17 protein-coding genes are annotated in these 19011 nt (G+C 57.4%); 8 read left to right on the top strand and 9 right to left on the bottom strand.

Translation table 11 applies throughout. The features are described 5' to 3' along the window. Position 1 precedes the first annotated feature (1 nt). The 4 genes from GSQ94_RS06715 to GSQ94_RS06700 form a co-directional block, all read right to left on the bottom strand. Positions 2–1378 carry an NAD(P)/FAD-dependent oxidoreductase gene (locus GSQ94_RS06715; protein ID WP_158942777.1) on the bottom strand — a complete coding sequence of 459 codons (1377 nt, stop codon included), beginning with the start codon at positions 1376–1378 and terminating at the stop codon, positions 2–4. Positions 1379–1518: 140 nt separating this feature from the next. After that, on the bottom strand, positions 1519–4428 hold the full coding sequence (locus tag GSQ94_RS06710) for an IPT/TIG domain-containing protein (protein ID WP_216843030.1): 2910 nt from the start codon (positions 4426–4428) through the stop codon (positions 1519–1521). 25 nt (positions 4429–4453) lie between these two features. After that, positions 4454–5128: a hypothetical protein gene (locus tag GSQ94_RS06705; protein ID WP_158942775.1), complete on the bottom strand. Its 675-nt coding sequence runs from the start codon at positions 5126–5128 to the stop codon at positions 4454–4456. Positions 5129–5289: 161 nt separating this feature from the next. Further along, positions 5290–5490: an allantoinase gene (locus GSQ94_RS06700; protein WP_158942774.1), complete on the bottom strand. Its 201-nt coding sequence runs from the start codon at positions 5488–5490 to the stop codon at positions 5290–5292. A gap of 85 nt (positions 5491–5575) precedes the next feature. Between GSQ94_RS06700 and trxB the strand changes: the two genes are divergently transcribed. Further along, entirely contained in the window at positions 5576–6529 is a 954-nt protein-coding gene (gene trxB / locus GSQ94_RS06695; RefSeq protein WP_158942773.1) for a thioredoxin-disulfide reductase, read from the top strand. Positions 6530–6568: 39 nt separating this feature from the next. After that, positions 6569–6703: a hypothetical protein gene (locus GSQ94_RS21635; protein WP_256369963.1), complete on the top strand. Its 135-nt coding sequence runs from the start codon at positions 6569–6571 to the stop codon at positions 6701–6703. Positions 6704–7070: 367 nt separating this feature from the next. On the opposite strand, the gene GSQ94_RS06690 is transcribed toward GSQ94_RS21635, so the two are convergent. Further along, a complete protein-coding gene (locus GSQ94_RS06690) occupies positions 7071–7400 on the bottom strand; it encodes a DMT family protein (protein WP_158942771.1) in 330 nt (109 codons plus the stop codon). A gap of 57 nt (positions 7401–7457) precedes the next feature. Between GSQ94_RS06690 and GSQ94_RS06685 the strand changes: the two genes are divergently transcribed. Continuing rightward, on the top strand, positions 7458–8156 hold the full coding sequence (locus GSQ94_RS06685) for a YggS family pyridoxal phosphate-dependent enzyme (RefSeq protein WP_158942769.1): 699 nt from the start codon (positions 7458–7460) through the stop codon (positions 8154–8156). Continuing rightward, the gene (locus GSQ94_RS06680) at positions 8153–9556 is read left to right on the top strand and encodes an APC family permease (protein WP_158942767.1); all 1404 of its coding nucleotides are present in this window, start codon (positions 8153–8155) and stop codon (positions 9554–9556) included. The genes GSQ94_RS06685 and GSQ94_RS06680 overlap by 4 nt, the downstream gene beginning before the upstream one ends. A gap of 92 nt (positions 9557–9648) precedes the next feature. Here the strand turns inward: GSQ94_RS06680 and GSQ94_RS06675 are convergent, their stop codons facing one another. Then, entirely contained in the window at positions 9649–10806 is a 1158-nt protein-coding gene (locus GSQ94_RS06675; protein ID WP_158942765.1) for an SIS domain-containing protein, read from the bottom strand. Positions 10807–11144: 338 nt separating this feature from the next. Here GSQ94_RS06675 and nagA point away from each other — a divergent pair, with 338 nt between their 5' ends. Further along, positions 11145–12311 (top strand): N-acetylglucosamine-6-phosphate deacetylase, encoded by a 1167-nt coding sequence (nagA, locus tag GSQ94_RS06670; protein ID WP_158942763.1) that lies wholly within the window; start codon positions 11145–11147, stop codon positions 12309–12311. A 200-nt stretch (positions 12312–12511) separates the two neighbouring features. Beyond that, positions 12512–13288 (top strand): GntR family transcriptional regulator, encoded by a 777-nt coding sequence (locus tag GSQ94_RS06665; RefSeq protein WP_158942761.1) that lies wholly within the window; start codon positions 12512–12514, stop codon positions 13286–13288. 12 nt (positions 13289–13300) lie between these two features. Here GSQ94_RS06665 and GSQ94_RS06660 read toward each other — a convergent pair whose 3' ends face one another. Both GSQ94_RS06660 and GSQ94_RS06655 read right to left on the bottom strand, forming a co-directional pair. Further along, positions 13301–14560 (bottom strand): sugar MFS transporter, encoded by a 1260-nt coding sequence (locus tag GSQ94_RS06660; protein WP_158942759.1) that lies wholly within the window; start codon positions 14558–14560, stop codon positions 13301–13303. Between the two features lie 90 nt (positions 14561–14650). Continuing rightward, a complete protein-coding gene (locus GSQ94_RS06655) occupies positions 14651–15352 on the bottom strand; it encodes an N-acetylmannosamine-6-phosphate 2-epimerase (RefSeq protein WP_158942757.1) in 702 nt (233 codons plus the stop codon). A 111-nt stretch (positions 15353–15463) separates the two neighbouring features. Here GSQ94_RS06655 and GSQ94_RS06650 point away from each other — a divergent pair, with 111 nt between their 5' ends. Next, positions 15464–16618, top strand: coding sequence for a lactonase family protein (locus tag GSQ94_RS06650; protein ID WP_158942755.1), 1155 nt, complete (start codon positions 15464–15466; stop codon positions 16616–16618). Positions 16619–17156: 538 nt separating this feature from the next. Next, a complete protein-coding gene (locus GSQ94_RS06645) occupies positions 17157–17738 on the top strand; it encodes a hypothetical protein (protein WP_158942753.1) in 582 nt (193 codons plus the stop codon). Positions 17739–17920: 182 nt separating this feature from the next. On the opposite strand, the gene GSQ94_RS06640 is transcribed toward GSQ94_RS06645, so the two are convergent. Beyond that, on the bottom strand, positions 17921–19011 hold a 1091-nt coding region (locus GSQ94_RS06640), incomplete at its 5' end, for a 3-oxoacyl-ACP synthase III family protein (protein WP_254063700.1).

The raw sequence follows: 19011 nt of genomic DNA, 5'->3' as shown, positions 1-19011 counted from the left end.
GCTAAGTCTTAGGCGAATTCATATCCAGTGGCTTCGTCGTCACCACTCCAGAATGATCTCCCTGCGTATCCCAACCCGGCAGCTCCTGCGATCCCGTGATCAGTCGCGCTCCATCGCTGAAGGTCAGATAGGTCCAGGCCCACTGGCGAAACACAGAAAGCCGGTTGCGAAATCCGATAAGAAAGAAGATGTGCACCACCAGCCACGTCATCCACGCAGGAAAGCCGCTCCAGTGAGCCTTGAACGGCCACTCGATCTTAGCCACCGCCGCCTTCCTTCCAATCGTCGCCATATCGCCTTTATCGAAGTAGCGAAACTGTGCATCCTTGCCGCTGCCATCGCTGCCTAAGCTCGCAGCCACCAGCCGTCCAACGCGCTTTGCCGCATAGCGGCCCATCTGCATCGCAGGCTGCGCCACCCCCGGCACCTGCTTCCCATCCTGCTCAAAGTGCGCAAGGTCGCCGCAGATAAAGATCTCCGGATGGCCCGGCGGGTTCAGATAGCAATCGACAAGCACAGCGCCTCGTTTATCCGTCGGCACCCCCAGCAGTTTACCCAGCGGCGATGCCTGGACCCCCGCCGCCCATAGCGTCACCACCGCATCGATACGTTCCTCCCCCACCATCACGTATCCCGGTTGCACATCCGTCACATGCGCCCCCGTCCGAACCTTCACGCCCAACTCCGCGAGCTGTTCGATCGCCTTCTTCTGCAAATCAAGCGGATACGCCGCAAGCACATTCGGCGAGCCCTCCAGAATAAGCACCTTCGCCATCGAAGGATCGATGTGCCGAAAGTCGCTCGCCATATACAGCCGCGCGATATCGCTGATGGCGCCAGCCAGCTCCACCCCCGTCGGCCCTCCGCCAATGATCACGAAGTTCAGCGCAGGGTGCGTGCCCGTCTCCATCATCTGTCGCTCCGCCAGCTCAAACGCCAGCAGCACCCGTCGCCGAATCTCCGTCGCATCCTCAACCGTCTTCAGCCCAGGCGCAAGCTTCGCCCACTCATCCCGCCCAAAGTACGAGTGCGTCGAACCTGTCGCAAGAATCAGGTAGTCATACTCCAGCTCCACCTCCGTCTTCAGCTTCACCCGTCGCTGCGCCAGATCGAAGCCGATCGCCTCATCCATCAGCACATCCACATTCGGATGATTGCGCACCAGTGATCGGATAGGCTGTGCGATATCGGCCGGAGATAAAACCGCAAGCGCCACTTGATAAAGCAAAGGCTGAAATAAGTGGTGATTTCTACGGTCCACCAGCGTAACGTCAACCGGAAACTTCCCAAGAGTCGTCACCGCATTGATACCGCCAAAGCCTCCGCCAATGATCACGACTCGCTTCCGTACCGGTCTGGTTGCTGCTGTTACCGCCATCGTCTCAAGCTCCTCAATGTAATTGTCTGTTATGTGATGCCAAAGGGAGCGGTTCGGTTCTGTCGATCCTATCCTGCTGCGTTCGACGAGCTTCTCCTGCCGGAGTTACAGGAAACGCAGCTTCTTTTTTTACAAAAGAACTACGGCTGCTTCTGCAGGCTGAAGGAAAGGAACCCCTGCGTACCCGTTGCCACCGCAACATCAGTAGTCTCAGCACTGCCGGAGATCTGTTGCGGCACTACCGTCAAAAGACCATTCGCATCCGACACCGCCGAAGATTGCGAAGCCTCAAGGATCGGCGCAATCGGACAGCGCCCTCGGTCCGGACACGCGGCCTGCCATGCATCCACCGCCTGGTAGATCTCAACCAGGGCGCCTGCAACCGGATGTCCTGCCGTATCGGTCACCTGCAGAGCAACCGGCGTCAGGCTTCCATTCGCGGCTACTGTCTGGATCGCTCCGTTGACCGCCACAATCCGCAGATCGGCAAGGTCGACACCTATCGTCGTAAACGTGCTGCATGTATTCGTCCAGGCACAACCGGAGACCAACGCCTGCACTCCCGCCGCTAACGGACCCACCGTTGCCGAAGTCTCGGCCACGCCCTGCGAGTTCACCTGGGTGTTCGATGGAGACACTGAAACCAAACCCGAACCAGCCTGCCATCCCACCATCAATCCTGTCGTCGAAGCGAAGTTATCCACCACGCTCAACTGCGGAGACCAGGCAACAACCGCGCCTGCCGCAACGTACTCTGTTGCCTGCACCGCCGCAGCCGTCTGCACCCGCACAACCGCGTTGAAAGAGGCACCCGCCGCGCCGTCGACTCCCATCGCCTGCAGCGTAATCGCTCCCGCGCTCAACGCAGTCACTAGCGTCGAAGCAATGCCGTTCCCATCTGTACTCAAGGTGCAACTCGCGCCTCCGCAGGAGCTGAACTGCACCGCACCTGCAATCGCGGTAAAAGTCACCGCCTCGCCAACCACCGGCGTCACCCCATCCCCACTCATCACCTTTACGGCGAACGGCACAGCCGCAGCCTGCCCAACCAGCACCAGACCGGAAGGCGCACTCACCAGGCTGAGTATCGGCACAGGGGTGGAGTAGCTCAGCGCCTGCGTCATCACCGTCGTACCACCCGTAGATAGATCCGTCACCTCCACATCCGCAACCAGGCCGGTGCTCGAGTCCAGCGCGCTGATCGAAGGGACCGTCGCCACAATCGTATTGGCAGTCCAGCTCAAAACCGTTGCGGCAACACCATTGACCGTAACCTCATTTCCGGTACGGAAACCCATCCCCGTAATCGTCACCGTACCGCCGGCCGCACTCACTATAGCTGGACTCAGCGAGTCGGCATACAGCACCCGTGCCTGGTAGTTGTAGTCAGGCCTCCCATCCCCCCGCTCATCTGCAATCCCTATTCGTAACTGATCTGGTTGCGTAAAGGAACTCGACAAGGTCGTCATGCCAGTGCCCTCGCCGTTGAAGGCCTCGCCCACACCCGAGACACCCGGCAAAGAGCCCAGCGCATCCGTCGCGTTCCACAGTCCGATCACTGGCATCGCCTTCGCTGTAGTGGCGAATCCCTGCTCGTCCTCCGCAGTCACCTCCACCGTAAGCGAGCGGTTCGCCTTGACCGACAGCGAAGACCACGCAGAGTGGCCATACCCACACAGCAGACTCGACCACCAGCCCTGCGCCGCGACCGCAACCGGAGACGCCTCAGTTCCATCGGCATCCGTATCGCATACAGCCGCAGAGTTAAGCGGAGAGAAGTCCACGCCGCTCTGGGTATAGCTGCTGTACAGTCCTTCCTCCAGCACAGGATCCGAGCCGGAAGGATCTACCGTGTTCGCGACATACGGCCCCACCGCATACTCCCCCGTGTAAAGTGGATTCACCGCCTCCGTCTCCACGACAAGAATCTGCCAGCTCCCCGGAAGCATCGGTATCCGCTGAATATTGAAGTAGCCCTCCAGCCCGCCATCTACGGCACCTTGGCTTCCACCAAACGACAGGTCTGGTCCAGTGATAGGGTCTCCATTCGACTGCCGAAAGAGAAAACCCGACACCGAAGACGCCGTGTACCAGTCTTCGATCTGCGACGGCGCAGTAAATTGCTCCCAGCGGCGTACAAGAACATTGACTCCCTCCATCCCCTGTCCCGTCGCGAACTGAACATGGCCCAGGAACCGGCTCGCGTTCAGCAGGCTATCCATCTGCCCCGGCCCAGCCTGTCCCTGATCGATAAAGTAGAGCTGCGCCAGCGCCGACAGATCGTCCGGCCGCAAAGTAAACGGCTGCGGCATGCACTGATAGGTATACGTGCTGCAAAGAATATCGATCGGGTGCATCACCGGCCAGTGCAGCGCCTGGTTGGCCGTGGGCTGAGGACTATCCGTAAACACATTGTCATTCGTCTGTGACCAGCCCAGACCGAGCACACGCCCAAACGCCCGCATCAGTTGATACTGCAGCTGTTGCTGGGGCGCAGGCCCGCTGCAGCGACCGTTGATGATGATGATCGCATGCTGAATAAACCCCGCTGGCACAATCGAATCGACGCTCTCCGTCACCCCACTCTGCAGGCATCCCGAGGGATCGCTCGCCCCATCGCCCAACAGCAGATCTGTAACCGAGCCATCGCTGTCGTAGATCACCGCAATCTGCTTCGCGAGATAGTTGCCGCTCTGCACATCCGCAGGAAAGATCGGCCCATTCGCCCCCGCAAACGCATTGGCTCCGCTCACATGCTCCTCCAGCGCACCGCCCTTGGCGAGCACCAGGTTCGCCGTCGGAACATTCCACACCGCCGCCGCAGCAGCCACCATTGCATCCGCCGCCGCATGGTTAACCGAAGAGCTCAGATCGCCGGGATCAGTAAAGTAGAGCGGCTGGTTCGTATACCAGACCACGGGAACACCCTCCGTCGTAAAGTACGGCACCCCCGTCACCCACCGCGGGCCGCCGGCCCACGCAGGAGCAGCACTCGCAAACCACCCAAGTATCAACCCAAGCATGAACCCAAGAAAGATCGGAAATCTCACCACGAAACAACCACGCGCGCTTAGCTCAGGGAGTAGCATTTCCCGTCCTCTGCCACGAAACCAGCAGTCCCAGCACCGCATCCACCGAAGCCTGCTGTGCCGGACTCGACGCCTCACCTGCACCGATAGAGCCCAGCGGCATCACGCCGGAACCATCTTCCCCACTCAAACCCGCCGCCGCTGCTATCCGAGGCAAAGCACCGGCAGCCCGCACCGGCTCACTGCGATAAGAAATCGTACGCGGCACCCTCGCACCCAGCCAGCGTAGATCCACATAAGGCCCCGAACTCAGCCCAGCACTCTCCTTCAGTTCCGCTCCCGCATCGCCCTGCCGAACAGGAATCGCTCCCTCAAGCCCACCTACCGGCGAGCTCATCCCGCCCGCCCCCGGGGCATGCAGAAGCATCAGCAGCCGCTGGCCCACGCGATACCGGCGGTTGCCTCCAACCCACAGGCCGCCCCACTCCCGCAGAACAAACGGTTCCCCCGCCGTGCACCCGCGAATCGCCCGGTCCACGCGAAACTCGACCTCCACGATTCCCGAAGCCGGATCTGCGCTCTCCGGAAGACGCACCGCCAGCACCTGCCCCATAAAGATCACCGCGGCACGGTCCGACATCCCACGCAAAACATCGGTCACCGAAGCAGGCCCCGCAGCAGCCCCCGCAGCCGCAGTCTGACCCCAAGCCATCGAGGCCATCACGAGTCCAGCCCCGGCGCACAAGCGCAGCCAGACAGAAACCCGCCGCCAAGCCCTCCACACTGACCAGACCATCCCGTTCCTCCGCTCTCTCCCTCTTCTTCGTCAGGAAAGTCACGTTACGAACGGTTGTCTTGTTTTAGGACACTGCGCTCCCGCAGCTAAATCTCCGGGTAAAAATCGAAGAATGCATCGATGCTCAACCGCAGCTGCGCCTCGATCTGCTCTCTACTACCCTCCAGCACATGCAGCGTCACATGCGCCTCATTACCATTCTTTAGGGTTACAGGAGCCTCGCCGACCGATACGATCTCATCAGCCGGTAACAGCCTCATTCCATACACCAACGTCAGATTTGCCATAACATCAATTCTTTCACCTAACGCGCTCAAAACCATCCGCTTGCATCTTTTTCCTTCCTCGCGCATTTACACTAAGAGAGCTACTATGCCCGAAAACATGACGCACGACGTTGTAATCCTCGGCTCCGGCTGCGCCGGACTCACCGCCGCCATCTACTCTGCCCGCTCCAACCTCAAGCCCCTCGTCCTCGAAGGCCACGAGCCCGGCGGCCAGCTCTCCATCACCACCCTGGTAGAAAACTTCCCCGGCTGGCCCGAGGGCGTTCAGGGTCCCGAGCTCATCGAGAACATGAAGAAGCAGGCCGTCCGCTTCGGCGCCACTCTGCGTCTGGCCCACCTCAGCTCCATCGATCTCACCAAGCGTCCCTTCGCCCTCACCGTCGGCGACGAGACCATCCACACCCGCACCCTCATCATCGCCTCAGGTGCCAGCGCGCGCTGGCTCAATCTCCCCTCCGAGCAGGCCCTCATCGGCCACGGCGTCACCTCCTGCGCCACCTGCGACGGCTTCTTCGCCAAAGGCAAAGAGATCGCAGTCATCGGCGGTGGCGACACCGCCATGGAAGAGGCCCTCTTCCTCACCCGCTTCGCCACCAAGGTCACCATCATCAATCGCAGCGAGAAGTTCCGCGCCTCCAAGATCATGCTCGACCGCGCCATGGCTCACCCCAACATCAAGTTCCTCTCCAGCACCACCGTCGAAGAGGTACTCGGCGTAGAAGAAAAAGACGTTAAGGGCCTCCGCCTTAAGAACCAAGTCTCCGGCGAACAGTACACCCTCCCTGTCAGCTTCATGTTCCTCGCCATCGGCCACATCCCCAACGCCCTCGCCTTCAAGGGCATCCTCGATCTCGACCCCGACGGCTACATCCTCACCCAGCACAACGTCTTCACCACCCTCAACGGCCAGATCATCCCCGGCGTCTTTGCCTGCGGAGACATCCAGGACCGCCGCTACCGCCAGGCCATCACCGCCGCCGGTTCAGGCTGCATGGCCGCCCTCGAAGTCGAAAAGTATCTCGAAGAACACGGCCGCTAAGAACCCTAAGCACCGTCTTCTTCCGACCCGAAGATCGCGGTGCACAGGCTTGCTGCCACGAATGCTGTTGGTGATGGCGACGTTGCGGCCAGGGTGACCCATCTTCGCGACGGCCCCATCGTCGCTAAGGTGGGCATCGCGCAAAGCGCGACCTCTTCAACCTCGCCGATCTAAGAATCGAAGAGCCAGATCAACCAACCTGAGTGCACAAGAAGACCTCGTCGCGCAAAAGCGTAGAAAACCTCGCGGCACAACACCACCGAAGCGCCAATAAATCACCATGTCAAGCCCACAAGATGCAAACACCCCCGTCAACCTTGAACAATCACGTGGCGCATCAATTACATCCAGCTCCCTATAATGGTTGTAGAGCCAAAATCGCGCTGGACCTGCCACGAAGCGCAGCTAACTTACTCAAAACAAGTATTTTGCGCACAAGTCCTTTGGATGGAATATTTTACAGACACCCGTACCCTGTAAGCTACTCCATCGAAAAGGTTTATGCCCAAGATACTCCGGTGGGGGAGGGGGTGGGCGCAAGCTAAAACTTGTGAAACATGAAAAACGCGCCAGCGATCAGGCAGCCAAACGCCGCAAAGTGGTTCCAGTGCAACTTATCACCGAAGTAAAAGGTCGAAAACACGCCAAAAACGGTCAGCGTGATCACCTCCTGCATCACCTTCAGCTGGTCAGGGCTGAAGCTCTTCGACCCGATTCGATTCGCTGGCACCTGCAGGCAATACTCAAAGAAAGCAATACTCCAACTCACCAAAATGACCTTCCATAGTGGCACCTCCTTGAACTTCAGGTGCCCATACCAGGCAAAGGTCATAAAGATATTCGAGCCAATCAGCAACAAGATGGTCCACATGGTCGTCTCTGTCTCCGGCGATTCGATAAAGAAGCTAGGCGATAAGATGCAGAGAGCATGTCCATCGCCGAAAACCTAGCCTCGCTTCAACAACAAATCCACCAGGCCTGTCGCCGGGCCAACCGCTCCGACAGCGAAGTAGCTCTGATGGCTGTCAGCAAGGTCCACCCGGTGGAGGTCATCCTCGAGGCGTACGCCGCCGGCCAGCGCCTCTTCGGCGAGAACCGGGTGCAGGAGTTTCAGGAAAAATCTCAGCACCTCGCCGCTCTGCACCACGCCGAATTCCACCTCATCGGCCCTCTGCAATCGAACAAAACCGCCCGAGCCGCTGAGTTGTTCCACGCCATCGACGCCGTCGACTCGCTCAAGATCGCCCAACGGCTCGATGCAGCCGCAAAGACTCTGGGGAAGAAGCTTCCCCTCTTGATCGAGGTCAAGCTCAGCCACGAAGAGTCGAAGCACGGCCTCGCGCCAGAGGAGCTGCCCGCGCTGCTCGCCGCAATCGAGCCGCTCGAATCGGTCGAAGCAGTAGGCTTGATGACAGTTCCCCCATGGTCGGAGGATGCGGAGTTGGCACGGCCATACTTCCGCGACCTGCGCAGGCTCAGAGACCAGTCCATAGCTCGATTCCCTACTCTGACCCAGCTCTCCATGGGCATGTCGAACGACTTCAGTGTGGCGATCGAGGAGGGAAGCACCTGCGTCCGCGTCGGCACCGCCCTCTTCGGTAAACGGGTCACGGCCACTGCAGGATGAACTCCGAGCCAAGCCAGAACGAGCTCCGCCGCGGTCTCTCCACCAGGGCCGCGCTCGGCCTCAACATCATCGACATGGTAGGAGTCGGTCCTTTCATCACCCTGCCCCTGATCGTGGGAGTGATGGGGGGACCCCAAGCCGTGCTCGGCTGGCTCATGGGCGCCCTCCTCTCCCTCTGCGACGGAATGATCTGGAGCGAACTCGGCACCGCCTACCCGGAGGCCGGTGGCTCCTACGCCTACCTGAAACACCTCTACGGAGAGAAGACCTGGGGCCGGGCCTTTTCCTTTCTCTACGCCTGGCAGATCCTCATCAGCGCACCACTTTCGATCGCCTCGGGGTGTATCGGCTTCTCCCAATACATCTCCTTCTTCCTCCCGAGAGCGAGCCATCCGTTTGCCTCCACTACGCTCTTCGGGGTACCCGTAGTCCTGAGCGGGCAGACCCTCCTCGCCATGGCCGCCTGCGGAGTCGCGATGATCGTCCTGCGTCGCAGCATCTTCGCCATCGACCGGATCGTGCGCTGGCTGGGACTGGTAGTCGGCCTGACATTGGTCCTGATCATCGTCGTAGGGTTTACCCACTTCAACCCCCACCTCGCCTTCGACTTCCCCCCCGGCGCCTTCCACCTCAACCCAGCCTTCTTCGCCGGCCTGGGGGGTGGCATGTTGATCTCAGCCTACGACTACTGGGGCTACTACGGTGTCTGTTTCCTGGGAGCAGAAGTCCGCGATCCACAAAAAACAATCCCACGAGCGGTACTCGGCTCTATCGGCATCGTCGCGACTCTATACCTGCTGATGAACATCAGTGTTCTGGGGGTACTGCCATGGCGCGAGATGGCACAAAATACTGATAGTCACGCCCGAATGTTCACCATAGCGGTATTCATGGAGAAACTATATGGTCATGCCGCTGCTGGAACGATAGTCGTCCTGATCGCTCTCGCAGCGCTTGCATCCGTGTTTGCCCTGCTGCTGGGATACTCGCGAATTCCCTTTGCTGCAGCCCGGGATGGCAACTTCCCTTCATGGTTCGGAGTGATAGACCCGAAGCATCGAATCCCAACGCACTCTCTCCTAACACTGGGGGGCGTCACACTCTTGTGCTGCGTCTTCAGGCTGCAAGACGTTATTACAACTCTCGTCGTAATTCGAATCCTCTTTCAATTTCTTCTCCAGGGGGTTGCCACAGTCTTACCTAAACATCGCCGAGGGCGAAGAACAAGAGGATTCCGTATGCCACTCTACCCCCTACCGGTCTTGCTAGCTTTGGGAGGCTTTATCTTCATCCTTTTTTCGCGGCCAAATTTTCTGCGAGAGATGCGGACGGCTGGGTGGATCCTAGCGGCTGGTTCTGTTGTGTACGCATTACGTTATCTCAAAGCCCGAACAGGCTGAACCCCTAGAAATAACTTTGGCTCGAGCTATGTGTCCATCCAATCGCCGACATGATTTTGGGGATGGATTGGGCAAAAAAGAATACTCGTGAGTTACTCCTCCACAACTGCTTTTACTAGATTTCTTGGGCGATCGACATCAATACCGCGACTGATCGCCAACGTATAGGCAAGCAATTGAAACGGCACAACCTCCAGGATTGTGGAGAGGAGGTCATTGCTAGCGGGGATAAAGAGGCAGGAATCACTGTACCGTGGAACTTCCTGATCTCCTTGCGAGGCTAAAGCAATAATCCGCGCGCCCTGCTCTCGCATGTCCTTCATCAACTGAAGGACCTTTGAGTACCGCAGGACCGAATCGGGATCACCCGCATCGGCAGTAGCAATCATGATCAGAGGAGTGTCTTTGCTGACAAGAGCATTAGGACCATGTTTTAATTCACCGGAGGGATACCCTTCAGCGTTCAAATACGCAGATTCTTTAAGCTTGAGAGCCCCTTCCCTTGCGATCGCATAGTGAGGGCCGCGACCAAGGTAAAGCAGCGTGCGGGAGTCTGCCAGCTGAGGTGTCAACTCTTCGATCTGTTTCTGCCAACCGCGCAATGAAGCCTGGATGAGTTCTGGAATCTCTTGCAACTGACGGCCATGGGCTTCAGCTGCCTGAAGTGTCATGCGGCCACGGGCGCGCGCCAAGTGAAGCGAAAACGAATAGAGAACCGCGAGTTGGGTCGTAAAGCTTTTTGTCGCAGGTATAGCCTTCTCAATGCCGGCGAGGGTTGGGAGTGAAGCGCTTGCCTCGGTTGCCATACTGGAACTGGCGTTGTTCGTGATCGCGACGGTGGCAAGCCCACGAGCATGGGCTTCTCTGAGAGCGGCGAGCGTATCCGCGGTCTCTCCAGATTGAGAGATGACAACAACGCCAGGGTTATGCAAAGTGTGCGTCGATCGATAGGTGTACTCACTGGCGTATTCGACGTCGACAGAGATACCCGCCAGATCTTCGAGCATAATTTCGCCCGCCAGACCAGCATGGCGGCTGGAGCCGCTGGCAGCAATGACGAGTCGCTCCCGTCCTCCAAGCGCATCGACGACAGGTTGAAACGTCTCGGCAGTTAAGGCACCACCAGGGAGATATCGGTCGATGGTTGCGGCAAGAGCCTGCGGCTGCTCATATATCTCACGCAGCATGGCGTGAGGAAAGTTCACAACATCACTCGAAATGGGCGTCGGTTCTGTAATTTGTTTTGGCATCTAACTCAGTCCTCTACCACTTCCTCTGACAGATAGCGTTGTAAGCGGCTGCCCTTAAAGGGCGGTAAAGATTTACTACCACCGCACCAATAGCAAGCGGTGCCTTTGAATTCAGATTATGCTGATTCAGATATTCCTGAAAGATAAGCAGCGGCTACAAACAAAATCGCGCTACCGCGAAACCTGTATGTACGACTATACTGGATTTTGCGATCTCAATGGTGGCTATCTTTACGAGAGATTTCGATGGCAGGTGGCAATCTCCGCAAGTCACATGAAGATTTGGAACATGGTCAAACTAAAGATTGAATCAGTCTGGAGTCTTCGAAAGGGAAGCAATGATTAGTACGATAACGGCGCGGAGACTCATAAGCTCGGATCTGACGATAGAATATCCCCTAATCAAAGTGGAAGACGGTCGCATTAGCCAGATCAAGAGCCTTAGCGCCATCGAGCACGAACAAGTTCAGGCGACTTATAGCTTCAGCGAAGCCACTTTAGTACCAGCTTATGTCGATATTCACATTCATGGCTGCGCTGGACACGACGTTATGGAAGCAAACCCGCAAGCATTGGACGCAATAGGCTCTTATCTCTCCAGTCGTGGCGTTGGAGCGTACTTTCCAACTACGGTCACATCACCCAGGGATGAGACTCTGCGCTCTTTGGCCGGACTTGCTGCTGAGATCAATCGAAGGGCGAACGCAGCGGACTCTTGTGCTACTCCGTTGGGTATTCATCTTGAAGGACCGTTTCTCTCTCACCTAAAGCGTGGAGTGCACAGAGATAATCTACTCGAAGCTCCGTCTACCTCACTTTTCGATCGTTTCTGGGAAGCGGCAGAAGGACAGATCAAGCTCATGACAATTGCCCCGGAGTTGTCTGGCGCAGCTGAACTAATCGCCCATGCGACCTCGTTGGGGGTTCGTTGCAGCATGGGACATAGCGATGCCAAGGTCTGTGAAGCTGAGGCGGGCTTTACGGCTGGAGCACGTTCTGCTACGCATACGTTCAATGCAATGCGGGCTATCGATCATCGCGAGCCAGGTCTTGCCGCCTATGTGCTGGACAAACCCTCTCTTTTTGCCGAGATAATCTGTGACGGCATTCATGTAGATCCTCTCATCGTCCGCCTCTTTCATAAGGTTAAAGACAGGAACCACATAATTCTAGTGACCGACGGGATGAGCGCTACCGGAATGCCCGATGGTACTTACATGCTGGGAGATATGAAGGTTGATGTCCATGAAGGACGTTGCACCTCCAATGGAACTCTAGCGGGTAGTGTGCTGACTCTTGACCGAGGCGTACAGAACCTGATCACGTTTACCGGTGCAAGCCTGAGTACCGCTGTGGCTGCGGCATCGCAAAATCCGTCGGCACTGATGGGAATTGATAAGACATGGGGTCACCTCGAAGAGGGTCGCGCCGCCAACATTACGGTGTTATCGTCTTCTGCAAAAGTTATACAGACATTCTTAGCGGGCAAACCGACGATCATATAAGGTAGAAGCGTTTTTGTGCCAGAATCAACTGGTATCTCCCTTTGCTTTTGCATATATGTATAGACAACTGAACCGGGATAAGACTAAAAAGGCAAGGGACAAGAATTAGTTCGCCGTATTGCGAATCCAAAAATGCTGGCTGAATCTGCCGTTTTTACAGGCCGGTGAGCATTTAATGTGCAACTGTGTCAGGAGATAGAGTGTCGAAGCCTCAAGTTCACCCTGGTTCAACTAACCGTCCTCTCGATAAAAGCGGCTTCATCCCGCTGTATTACCAGATTCAGCGGGCTCTAATGGAAAAAATTCATTCTGGCGAACTATTGACAGGAGATCCTCTAGCTTCTGAAGAGGAACTGGCACGCATCTATCAGGTAAGTCGAATGACCGCGCGTCAGGCCTTGCATGGTCTAAAGACTAGCGGTTTTGCCATTAGTCAAAAAGGACGCGGCACGTTTGTCACGCGGCCAAAGCTGGAAAAAAATATCATGCATCTTCGCGGCTTCACTGAAGACATGAAGCATCTTGGCATGGTGCCAAGTTCAAAGCTGCTCGAGCAAACCGTTGTAAAGGCAACTGCAGAGCTGGCGGAACAATTAAAAATCGATACGGAAAACTCTGTCATGCGGTTGCGACGACTGAGATTGGCTGATGGAATTCCAATGGCGCTCGAAGAATCGAATATTCCGCTGGCGCAATTTCCAGGTCTGGAGAAAATCAACTTCAGCAGACAATCTCTCTACTTCGTGCTTCGTGAAACGTTTGGAGTACGCGTGGCGTGGGCTGATGAAGTGATCGAAGCATTACCCGCGACGCGAGAAGAGTCCGAATTGCTTACGATCCCCAAGAAGGCAAGCATCCTCTCCATCTCGCGGACCATTATGACTACGGAAGAAACTCCGATTGAGGTCGCCTGCTCCCGTTATCGCGGCGACCGCTATCGGGCTTCGATCCGCGTACCCACCACAACTATTGAGTAGTAGGGCCCTAGGTTACAGCGGCACCGTGCTGGACACAGTAAGATTGCGATGCCCTCTCACTGCGAAAAAGAAAATATAGATGTAACAGAGCAGTACAACAGCGAAGCTGCGTTGGTACCCGAGGGTATCCGAAAGAAAACCTTGAATCTCTGGAATGACTGCGCCACCCACAACCATAGTGATGAGTATTCCGGAACCTTGGCTTGTAAAGCGTCCCAATCCCTTCACCGATAGGGGAAAGATACAAGGCCACATCACGGAGTTGAACAATCCGCAGGAGACAACTGCCCACATCGCAACGTGTCCATGGGTAACAATAGCGACTGCAATCAGAAGAGCGGCAACTAGCGAGACGAATGCAAGTGCACGCTGAGCGTTGACTTTCCGTAGAGCAACAAAACCTATGAAACGGCCTACCATGGCTCCCCCCCAATAAAGGGAGACATAGCGAGCGGCTGCTTCGTGACTCAACCCTCCCATCGAGGGTTGGCCCAGATAGGCAATCATGATGCTACCGATGGCTACCTCAGCTCCGACGTAGAAGAAGATGGCGAGAGCGCCAAGACGAAGGTGAGAAAAACTCCAGGCGCTTCCACCGGCGTTGGACCTGGATCCACTCTTCTCAATGACGTCAGGCAATTGCACAAAGGCCGTAACGATCGCCATCGTGAATGCGCACGCAGCCAAAATGACGTACGGCATTCGTACTGAATGAGCCAACTGCGCTGCAGAAGCGCCAGCTGTGATGAAGATGAAGGCGGCGCCGACTCTGGGTGCAATAGTCGTTGCTATGGAGTTGAAGCCACCTGCTAGATTGAGGCGAGAAGAAGCAGTCTCTGGGGATCCCAGTGCGCCGATATAAGGATTTATTGCGACTTGGAGAAGCGCTAGTCCGCTGCCGACAACGAACAGTGCAAAGAGAAAGAGGGGATAGAAGATAACTACCGAAGCTGGCAGAAAGAGCAGCAGGCCAATACCCATCACGGATAGGGCGACGACGATGCCTGATTTGTAGCCAATCTTGCTTACGATCCATCCCGATGGCACTGACATGACAAAGTAAGCGCCAAAGAAGCAGAACTGGACAAGCAGAGCAGTGACGTTGGTGAGGTGAAAGAGATCCTTGAAGTGAGGAACCAGGATGTCGTTCAGTGCTGTGATGAAACCGATGCCAAAGTAGAGAGAAACCATCAGCATCAGCGGAATGGTGTAATTCCTGTTGCCAGTCTCGGCCTTGGTGATCGAGCTTTCTCCCGCTACTCCTATTGCCATTCGGTCCCTCTATTCAAATTTCTATGTTTTATATGTCTAGATGACTATACTGGTTCGTTCACTTGCAGAATCGAAAATAATCAGAGGTACCTACCCGGTCGTATCTACGAACCGACGGGTGATGGTTTCGGGGCGGGTGATGGCAGAGCCTACCACGACGGAGGTGGCACCCCGGTCCAGGGCCTGCCGGGCCTCGGAAGGGTGAGTGATGTGGCCTTCTACCACCACGGGGATGGTGAGTTGGGTGAGGAGGGATTGGATGAGGGGCCAGGAGGGGGTGCGGATGTTGGCGGTCTCAGCGGTGTAGCCGTACAGGGTGGTAGCGACGGCATCGGCTCCGGCGCGCTCTGCCGCCAAAGCATCATCGAGGGAGGCGATGTCAGCGAGGACGGGCCGGTGGAGCTCGTCGTGTATGCGTCGGATGAGTTCGGGCCATGGTTCGGCTTCGGTCAGACGCCGGGCAGTGCAATCGAGGGCGATTATGTCGGCTCCGGCATGGCTGATGGCTTGGGCGGAGTGGAAGTCGGGTGTGATGTAGACCTCTCCGTTGGTATCGAACGCCTTGATGATCCCTATGATGGGGAGTTTCGTGAGGTTACGGAAGGCGGCGATGCGGGATATGCCCTCGGCGCGGAGGCCGCCTGCTCCGCCGCGCAGCACCGAGGTTGCTATGCGGGTGAGCGTGTCGAGATCGTCCAGCGGATCGCCCTCCGAGGCCTGACATGAGACGATGATGCGTCCGCGAAGGAGACAGAAGGGCGAGTTATCTGAGGTCTTCGAGCCTTGAGACACCTGGTTTACTTCCTTGTCGGCCTTACAGGACTGAACCCACGCTCGACCGCTGTAAGAAACAGAGTATCTGCAAATCGCGCTATTGTGGATGAGAGAAAGAAGGAGCGAAGATTGAAACAGCTTACTCGACGTGGATTTGTTTTCGGCTCGGCGGCATTATCGTTGGTGGGGCAGCCTGGGTTTGCAGAGGCGAAGGATGGGGGCCGGCTCCTGCTGGTTGGGACGCAGACCTCCGGGACCAGCAAGGGGATCTACGCCTACTCGTTCTCGGCGGCTACCGGAGAGTTGAAGGAGTTGGGACTTGCGGCGGAGGCGGATAGCCCTACGTTTCTGGCGTTGGCGCCGAATGGCAGGACGCTCCTGGTGGCCAACGAGCTGGAGAAGTACGAAGGCAAGAGCAGTGGGGCGGTTTCTACTTTTACGCTTGATCGGAGCGCCGCCCGGTTGACCAAGGTGAGCCAGGTTGCTTCGCAGGGCATCGAGACCTGCCACGTTTCGTTTGACCACACCGGCAAGGTTGCGTTTGCGGCGAACTATGGTGGAGGGAGCGCTGCTTCGTTCGCCGTGGGGGCGGGTGGGGTGTTGAGTCCCGCAGTGTCCTTCTTCCAGTACACCGGGACGGGACCGGATAAGGAGCGGCAGGAGGCTCCGCATGCGCATCGCGTGACCGTGTCGCCGGACAACCGGTATCTGCTGGTGAACGATCTGGGGCTCGATATGATCCACATCTACCGGCTGGATACGGCTACGGGCAAGCTGACTCTGAGCGAGCCGGCGGCGTGGAAGTCTGCTCCCGGGTCGGGACCGCGTGCGCTGCAGTTTCATCCGAATGGCAAGGTGGCCTACTGCGTCACCGAGATGGCGTCCTCCGTGGTGGTGTTGCGGTGGGATGCGCAACGCGGGTCGCTGGAGACGGTGCAGGAGTTAAAGATGAAGCCCGATAGCTTTAAGGGCGTTACGGGTGGAGACGACATCGTGATCGACCGGGAGGGCCGGTTTGCCTACGCCACGGATCGCTTTGACGATATCGTGGTCACCTTCTCGATCTCGCCAACCGATGGAACGCTGACGTTGCTGAACCGGACACCGTGCGGGGGTAAAGTTCCCCGACATCTGGCGTTGGATCCCAGCGGGCGATGGCTGCTGATTGCTAATCAGGTATCGGACAACATCTCTGTGATGGCTCGCGATGTGAGAACGGGCAAGCTGACGGAGGGCGGAAAGAGCTTCCCTCTATCCAGGCCGCAGTGTCTTGTCTTCGCTTAGGGTACCCCCCTCCCCCGGGGGGGTATTTTGCGCGTAACTCTTTCCGAATGAGTAGCCTACAGAGGGTCGATGCCTGCAAAATATAGATTCTAAATCGGTTACGGCTAATATACTTCTAATCAACCACTTACGGAAAATTCAGGCAGTGGCTAACGCTGCAAACGCAGACTCCCTTCGGGAATGACAGGCAAAAAGCGACTGGACCTCAACGCTACGTTGATCTACAGTCGCCTAGCCGCCAAGGAGGCTTCACTCCCTTAAGGGCCTTCTGCTTCTCTCCTCCATTATATTGCTGCGCTTATAACTGATGCGCCATGCGAAACCGCTGGATTGACGCGGTGTTTTGCGGCGTTGGGGCTTGACAGCTTTTTGTGATGAGGTTTGCGTTTGGGGGCAGAGGGCGTATTTCGAGGAATGCCCTACAAATGCACTTCAAGCACTGGTTCGAAGTTGCTGACAAGCAAAATCTGTGGGAAACCGGCAAGGGTGAATGCGGCTATTCCTTCCTCTATGCCGTCTTATTTAAGAGGAGGCTGGAATGTCTTCTCTCAACCTGATGCCGTCCGACTCCGGACCGAGGTGGTCTCCGAAGGCTATGCATCTGTCTGGATGTATCGCCCTGGTTCTTCTTCTTGCCGCATGGTGCTGCAGTATCTTCGGGGCTTCAACAAAGTGGGGAGTTTCTCTGGCTGGCGTGTCCACACTTCTGGCAGGGACCGCGTATGCGCTTTATGAGCGACCTCGGCCGCGCAGGCTCGTTCTTTTTGGCAAGGATAAAGTTCAAGTCCGAAGCCTCGATGAATGGACCCTCTACCAATACGGCGTCACCTTTGAAGAGGGATCCACTGAACAGCAGAACGAGGCGTTGAGTCACTACAAGGTCGGGTTACGCCTGTTCCCCGCCCGTCCTCAGGATAGGCAGCCGAAGCAGGGCGTCTGGCAATGGCTTCTTAGCTTTGTGGTCTTCTGTTCGTTTGTAACGCTGTCGGAGGCGGTTCGGGGATGGTACCGTCTGTTGCTGGTTGCTGTCTTTTATGCGTGGCTGTGGGCTTGCCTGCGCCTCTCGAGACGCCTGGAAGTTCCCGCCACGAAGGGCCTGACCGGGCTTGATCTGTCTTAAGGATGTTGGCGGGATGTCCGCCAGCCGATTCGGGAGATGCTGTGCAAAGACTGCAAAAGCAGGTTCCCTTCGGGAATGACAGACAAAAGAAGCGAAAGCGACTCTACGCCGACTGCGGCATGACAGACAGAAAAGGGAGAGCGGCGGTCGCTCGGTTTTTGTGACCGCGGTACCGATGCGAATCAGCCGGGGAGGGCGAGGAGGCTGCCCCAGTTGAAGCCGGCTCCGAAGGCTGCGAAGACGACGGGCTTCGAGAGTGGGGCTGGGTTGGAGGCGTGCCACTCGGAGGCGGCGATGAGGAGCGAGGCCGAGGAGGTGTTGCCGTAGCGGTCGATGTTGCAGAAGAAGGTCTGCTCGGGGACGGCGAGCGCAGTGGCGACCTTGCGGATGAGGTTCAGGTTGGCCTGGTGCATGAGGTAGGTGCCCACGTCGGCGGGCTTGAGATTGTTTTTTGCGAGGAGATCTTCAATGGAGCGGGGGATCTTGCGGGAGGCTTGCAGGATGACAGCGAGTCCTTTCATCTCGATGGAGCCGCCGTGCTGGAGGTGGAGGGCGTCGGCGAAGTTGCCGTCGGTGGAGAGTGAGACGTCGGCGATCCTGGCGAAGCATTTGTCCGATTGTGGAGAGACGATACAGGCGCCTGCGCCGTCGCCGAAGAGGATGGCAGTGTCGGGGTCGGCGTCGGAGATGCGGCGAGACATGATCTCGGAGGCGACGATGAGGATGTTGCCGTAGCGGGGTGCGAGGTCGGCGGCGAAGGCGAGAGCGATGAGAGAGCCGGCGCTGGCTACGGGGATGTCGATGGCTGGGGTGGCGGTGAGGCCGAGTTTGGCGGCGAGGACTGAGGCTGGGCCGGGGAAGGCGCGTTCGGCAGAGCCGCTGCTGAAGAGGATGAGGCCGATGTCCTGGGGGGTGAGACCAGCTCGGGTGAGGCAGGAATGGGCGGCGAGGAGGCCGAGGTCGGCGACTGTGATGTCGTCGGCGGCGTAACGACGCTCCCGGATGCCGCTTGTCTTTTCCATGGTCGCGGATTCGCGGCCGGTGCGGGCTTCCAGTGCGTCGTTGGTGATGACGCGCTCGGGGAGATAGTGACCGAAGGCTACGAGGGAAGGCATGGTGGAGTCCTGACAGGGATTGTAAAAGACTGGTGCACGGGTGGTGCGGGTTTGGTGATGAAGCAGATTCCTCCGCTGCGCTGCGGAATGACAACCAAAAGGACAAGCAACGGCAAGTGCAACGACAACGACAACCGCAGATTCCTCCGCTGCGCTGC

The sequence above is a fragment of the Granulicella sp. S190 genome (genome assembly GCF_009766095.1).
Taxonomy (GTDB): Bacteria; Acidobacteriota; Terriglobia; order Terriglobales; family Acidobacteriaceae; genus Edaphobacter.
This window is presented reverse-complemented; position numbering and strand designations above follow the sequence as displayed.